We start from the raw sequence: 6015 nt of genomic DNA, 5'->3' as shown, positions 1-6015 counted from the left end.
GCCTATGGCGCCGTCGGCTCCTGCCGGTCCGGGAGGTCCTGCCGGTCCCATGGCGCCGTCAGCGCCCGCGGGGCCCACTGGGCCTATGGCGCCGTCGGCTCCCGCTGGTCCGGGAGGTCCTGCCGGTCCTGCCGGTCCCATGGCGCCGTCAGCGCCCGCGGGGCCCACTGGGCCTATGGCGCCGTCGGCTCCTGCCGGTCCGGGAGGTCCTGCCGGTCCCATGGCGCCGTCAGCGCCCGCGGGGCCCACTGGGCCTATGGCGCCGTCAGCGCCTGCCGGGCCCATGGCGCCGTCAGCGCCTGCGGGGCCCGCCGGTCCTGCAGGTCCTGCGGGTCCTGAGGGTCCTGTCGGTCCTGCGGGTCCTGCCGGTCCTGCCGGTCCTTGGGGTCCCATGGCGCCGGTGAATCCCGGTAGGCCGTCAGCACCTGCGGGTCCTGCCGGTCCTGAGGGTCCTGCGGGTCCTGAGGGTCCTGCGGGTCCCGCGGGTCCTGCCGGTCCCGCGGGTCCTGCCGGTCCCGCAGGTCCCTGGGCCCCACCAGGAATCTTGCAGAGGTAGATCGGCAGGCCCAGCCGGCTGCACAGCGGGATGTAACCCGACTGGGCCATAGCCGAGGTCGATGTGCTGGGGATAACTACCTTGGTGTCCAAGACGTCGTAAGAGTGAACCGACTGGGACATGGTGACGAGGTTTTCGCAAATGCTGACATAGTGCAGGAGGCAAGGGTCGTCCGATGCGTACCCGGTAGATTCGGTCGCTCCGCCGTTAGCTTGCGTAGCTGCCGAAAGCCCCGAATCGGCAGAAGCGGGAGTAGGGGAGTGCAGGAGAAGGAAGGCCCCGGCGAGAGCACCGCTCGCAAGGGTCCGTTTCATGAAAGTAGACACGTGCCTTGTCTATCCCATCGCATTCACAGAAAACACCCTCCAGCCATTCTTTGAACGGTCGGATGGAAGCGAGAGAAGTGCTACTTGAAATTGGTGACACCGCTTGGCGGTGCATGCGCGTTTCTTTGCTCGTTGTGAATTCAAATCGTCGTCTAATGCTCAATTCGCGTGTCGCGTAAATTATTTGGAGTAAATGGTTTATATTCGTACAGCGCGGAGTGTGGACCGTAGCCGGATGTAGGGTTCGACGCCGTGTAGCACTCGCTGCGGCCCGGAACCGAGGGCGTGCATGCGGGCCCGGGAATCCCGCGCTCGGGCCGTCCGGCAGCTCCATCCGAGACCTGGCCGCCTCTACACCGGTCATGTCCGCGCCCAAATCGCCGAAGCCGAGGGCCGTGTCCGCCGGGGAATCTTGTTGCAAATATTTTGCAACTGCGTTTACATTGCATTAGTGGAAGCACTTGTCCCCCAGCCGGAGATCCGGCGTTCGTTGTCCCTGCATGCTCCGTTGCGGAGGATGCCCCGTCGGCTGTTGCAGGAGATGCTGGACCGGCTGCCGCCGGACACTCCGCCCGACGGCCCGGATGGACCGGTGGCCCGGCTGGAGAGCCGGATCGCCGAACTACTCGGAAAGCAGAGCGCTCTTTTCTTCCCCACCGGGACGATGGCGCAGCAGGTCGCCCTGCGGATTCACGCCGACCGCAGAGGCCGCCGCGCGTTCGCCGCTCACCCGCAGTGCCATCTCGACGTCTGGGAGGAACAGGGCTATTCCGTGGTGCACGGGCTCAGCTTCCGCCCCGTCGGCGACCGGAACTCGCTCCTCTCTCTCGCGGATCTGGAACGGATCGGGGAGCCTCTGGCGGCACTGGTGGTGGAGCTGCCGCAACGCGACATCGGGGGGCGGCTCCCCGGCTGGGAGGAGCTTGGCGAGCAGGTGACCTGGGCCTGTGATCGGGGCATGGCGGTTCACCTGGACGGTGCCCGCCTCTGGGAGGCTCAGCCGTTCTACGGCCGTTCACACGCGGAGATCGCCGGGCTGTTCGACACGGTGTACGTGTCGCTCTACAAGGGCCTGGAAGGAGTCCGCGGCGCCGTTCTGGCATCCGACGCCGCCACGATCGAGGAGGCGAGGGTGTGGCGGTCTCGCCTGGGGGGAGGGATCTCCGAGGCCTGGCCGCTGGCAGCCGTGGCACTCGTCCACCTGGATGATGTCCTTGCCCGTATGCCGATCTTCCGCGATCACGCGATCGCACTCGCCGCCGCGATCAACGCCGACGGCGCCGCCCGTACCGTGCCGTCCGTGCCTCAGTCGCCCCTGTTCCACGTGCACGTCCCCGCCTCCGGGCAGGCCGTGGAGCGTGTCGGCACCGAGATACTCGCCGAGCGCGGGATACAGATTTTCCTACGGGTCCGCAGCTCACCCTCCCCGGAGACATGCGGTTTCGAAATCTGCGTCGGCGAGAACGCCATGGACTTCACGCCCGAGGAGGTCGCCGAACTGATCCGGGAACTCACCTCCCGGGCCAGGGGACACTGACGCTCCACCGTGCCGGAATCCTGGAAGATCGGTCCGTTGCCCCTGCCGCCCCCCGAGAGGTCAGAAGACGCCCCGGTACCGTTGGCGGTGGTCACGGCGGGATGGGGACGTGGACCGGGTCAAGCCCTTCGGGGGCCTTACCCGGGTAGGCGCCGGCCAGCATCGTGGCCACGGTGTAGAGGTGCCAGGCGTGGGTGGGCTTCTTGAGCACCGGTTCGGCGAACAGCCTGCGGACCTCGTCGGGGTTGACGATCGGGGTCAGCAGGTCGAGGTGTCCGAGGACATGGTCGCGGAGCACCGTCGTGAGTGCCTCCCCGGGGCTGGTCCGCCAGTTCCAGCCGGCGCCGGTCTTCGGTGCCGTGAGGGACCGCGGTCTCCGCTGCCAGGGGTGATAGCGCCTGCCCACGGTGAACCGCCACGGCTTGCCCTCGATCGGGATGTTCCGGAGCGACGGCGCGAACCCGGTGATGAGCTCGTAGATCGCCTCCTCGGACAGCCGCCAGGTCTGGTCGAGGCCCAGCGCCGCGCGCACCACCCGGTTGTCGAGGAACGGCCAGATCGGGTCGCCCCGGCGCAGGGCTCCCGCCCGGGAACCGGCCTGCCAGCGGCCGATCCGGTAGGAGACATACATGTGGTCAAGCGCCTCCAGCCCCGGCCGCTCCCGCCAGGGCCGGGCCAGCTCGCGGGCGTGCTCGTCGGCCGCCTCGCTGAACAGCGCCGGGTCGCGCAGGAACGTGGCGTCCACCCGGCGGCTCAGTGCCTTGGCGCTCAGGTCGGATTGGAGCAGCAGGAAGGTCCCGGCCCGCAGGACCTCGCCGCTCTGCCCGGACATGGTCGGTCTGGCGTTGTAGGGGAGGTAGCCGACAATCGACTCGTAGGCCGAGGTCATGCCCTCGCAGGCGCGCAACGTCTCGTAGGCCCGCGCGAGCGGGTGTTCGACCAGGATCGCGTCCTTCTTCTCGGCGCGCGCCGGGGGGATGACCGTGTGCTCGATGCGGAGCGCCCGGGCGATCTGCCCGGCGATGACCACGTCGGGGTGGCCGTCCAGTCCGTTGGTGGTCGCGCGGAGCGGGATCCCGGCCGCGTGCAGCACCGCGGCGACCAGGCGGCTGTCCCGGCCGCCGGTCAGCGCCAGGTTCACCGGCTCGCCCGTCGCACGCAGCGGCTCCACGGTCGCGAGCAGCGCGTCGGCCAGTTCCTCGACGAGCGCCTTCTTCTGCCTGCGTGAGGTGGGCGCGGGCGCCGCCGTGGGGAGCGGGGTCTCGGTGATCGTACGGCGGCCGTCCGCGATGGTGACCGCCGAGGACGGCGGCAGCGCGGTCACTCCCCGGTAGGGCGTCTCGTCGGACAGGAAGTAGCCCTGCCGGACCATCGACTGCAGCGCGAGTACGTCCCACTCAACCGTCTCGCCACCGGCGGCGAGATGGACCAGCAGCGCCCGGCTGCCGATCACGTGTATGTCGGGGGTCTCGGCGTAGTAGACCGGGCAGACCCGGTGGATCGCGGTGGCCGCCGACAGCTCACCGCCGCTCGCGCGGAACACCGAGAAGCACCCGCCGACCGCCTCGGTACTCAGCTCCGGCATGCCCGCCAGCCGGCCGATCTCGCCGGGCGTCGCCAGATAGCCGTTCACCCCGGTCACCCGGTCGTGCTCGGCGGACAGCAGGGCCGGCTGCCGGGAGTCGTCCGGCTCGTTGGTCCAGGCGAACAGGGAGACGCCGGGGCGATGCCATTCCCGGGACCTGATGACCTCCGGGGGGACCGGGAACGAGGCGTCGATCGCGCCCCTGACGGCGTGCAGCATCGTGTCGGGGATGCCGGTCTCAGGGTGTTTGGCCGCCAAGCCGAGATATACACGCATGTTGAGGGATCTTATGTCGCATATTTTCATGACAGTTGCGCTTTATGAGAAAGCACGGCCGTATCCACGGGATCGGGAGAGGGCCGGCTCGGCCCGCCCACCCCCCTGCGCCGGATCCGGCCCGCGCGGTCCGGAATGGAAGCCCTGATCACGCGCTGAGTACGGTCTGTGCTCGTTTGGGTGAAGCGCCCGGCTTCCATTCAAGGAGGGCCGTCATAGGGAGTGACACGCATCCTATGGAGGCGACATGAACCCGCGCACGCTCGCCATTGCCCTCGCCGTGATCGCTCTGCTGCTCGTCGCCGCCTGTGGCGGATCAGGACAGAGCAGCCCCTCCTCCACCAGGCCGAAGGACGGCTCCGAGCAGGCGGTGCCGTCCACGGCGCAGGACCGGGACGTCGGCACCGCCGAGGGCCGGGACACCACCGCCGGCCAGATCTCCACCTTCGCCCTCGACGTGGACACCGCCTCCTACGGCTACGCCGGGCGGGTCATCCAGGAGGGTCGGCTGCCCGAGCCGGGCCAGGTCCGGCCGGAGGAGTTCGTCAACTCCTTCCGGCAGGACTACCAGGAGCCCGGGGGTGACGGTTTCACCGTGCACATGGACGGCGCCCGCATGCGGGAGAACGGCACCGCGCTGGTCCGGGTCGGCCTGCAGACCCGCAGGGCGGACGCGGAGGCGCGGCGCCCGGCGAACCTGACCTTCGTCGTGGACGTGTCCGGCTCGATGGGCGAGCCCGGCCGGCTCGATCTGGTCCGTGAAGCCCTTCACCGGCTCGTCGACCAGCTTGGACCGGGAGACCAGGTCTCCGTCGTGACCTTCAGCGACGAGGCCGAGCTGGTCGTCCCCATGACCTCCGCCGACAGCAGGGAAGCGTTGCACGCGGCCATAGAGCGCCTCGCCGTACAGGGCTCCACGGACCTGGAGGCGGGGCTGACCACCGGCTACGCCGAAGCGTCGCGCGCCTTCCGCCCGGCGGCCACCAACAGGGTCATCCTGCTCTCCGACGGACTGGCCAACGCCGGCGACACGAGCTGGCAGGGCATTCTCCGCCGGGTGGAGGAGTTCGCCGGCAGGCAGGTCACGCTGCTCTGTGTCGGCGTCGGCCGTGACTACGGCGACCAGCTGATGGAGCAGCTCGCCGACAACGGCGACGGCGCCGCGGTCTACGTCAGCTCGGTCGACGACGCGCGCAAGGTGTTCGTCGAGCAGCTCACCGCCAACCTCGACCTCCGGGCCCGCGACGCCAAGGCGCAGGTCGTGTTCAACCCCTCGGTCGTGGAGTCCTACCACCTGATCGGCTACGAGAACCGGCGGCTCACCACCGAGGACTTCCGCGACGACACCAAGGACGGCGGCGAGGTCGGTCCGGGCCACTCGGTGACGGCCCTCTACGAGGTACGGCTGCGCAGCGGGGCCTCCGGCCAGCTGGCCATGGCGACCGTGCGCTGGCAGGACCCCGACACCCGTAAACCCGGTGAGGCCAGCCGTTCCCTGGACGAGGCCGACCTGTCGGCCTCGCTGTGGCGCGGGCCGTCGCCGAGGTTCCAGGTGGACGTGGTGGCCGCCGTCTTCGCCGAGTATCTCCGCACCCATGAGCAGATCGCCGGAGTGGGGGCGGGAGAGCTCGCCGACCATGCCACGCGCCTGGCCGCCGCCACCGAGGACACCGCGGTGGCCGATCTCGCCGCGCTGATCGGCCGGGCGGCATCGCTGGGCTAGGCGCGATGATTA

The 6015-nt window shown here is 69.5% G+C and carries 4 protein-coding genes; 2 read left to right on the top strand and 2 right to left on the bottom strand.

What is annotated here, in order from left to right; translation table 11 throughout:
* Positions 1-254: 254 nt before the first annotated feature.
* A complete protein-coding gene (locus tag ACIN94_RS24300) occupies positions 255-536 on the bottom strand; it encodes a hypothetical protein (RefSeq protein ID WP_400710038.1) in 282 nt (93 codons plus the stop codon).
* 863 nt (positions 537-1399) lie between these two features.
* Between ACIN94_RS24300 and ACIN94_RS24295 the strand changes: the two genes are divergently transcribed.
* On the top strand, positions 1400-2419 hold the full coding sequence (locus ACIN94_RS24295; RefSeq protein WP_400710035.1) for a threonine aldolase family protein: 1020 nt from the start codon (positions 1400-1402) through the stop codon (positions 2417-2419).
* A gap of 91 nt (positions 2420-2510) precedes the next feature.
* Here ACIN94_RS24295 and ACIN94_RS24290 read toward each other — a convergent pair whose 3' ends face one another.
* The gene (locus ACIN94_RS24290) at positions 2511-4280 is read right to left on the bottom strand and encodes an asparagine synthase-related protein (RefSeq protein WP_400710032.1); all 1770 of its coding nucleotides are present in this window, start codon (positions 4278-4280) and stop codon (positions 2511-2513) included.
* 247 nt (positions 4281-4527) lie between these two features.
* Between ACIN94_RS24290 and ACIN94_RS24285 the strand changes: the two genes are divergently transcribed.
* Complete coding sequence (locus tag ACIN94_RS24285) at positions 4528-6003, top strand: von Willebrand factor type A domain-containing protein (protein WP_400710029.1); 1476 nt, start codon at positions 4528-4530, stop codon at positions 6001-6003.
* The last annotated feature ends 12 nt before the right edge of the window (positions 6004-6015 follow it).

The organism is Streptosporangium sp. NPDC087985, assembly GCF_044741965.1.
Lineage (GTDB): Bacteria > Actinomycetota > Actinomycetes > Streptosporangiales > Streptosporangiaceae > Streptosporangium.
Note: the sequence above shows the minus strand (reverse complement) of the source record. Positions and strands in the feature narration are given on the sequence as shown.

Excerpts from the sequence above, each read along its gene's own strand:
- ACIN94_RS24295 (WP_400710035.1), top strand. The coding sequence starts at position 1,400 with ATGCCCCGTCGGCTGTTGCAGGAGATGCTGGACCGGCTGCCGCCGGAC.
- ACIN94_RS24290 (WP_400710032.1), bottom strand. The coding sequence starts at position 4,280 with ATGCGTGTATATCTCGGCTTGGCGGCCAAACACCCTGAGACCGGCATC.
- ACIN94_RS24285 (WP_400710029.1), top strand. The coding sequence starts at position 4,528 with ATGAACCCGCGCACGCTCGCCATTGCCCTCGCCGTGATCGCTCTGCTG.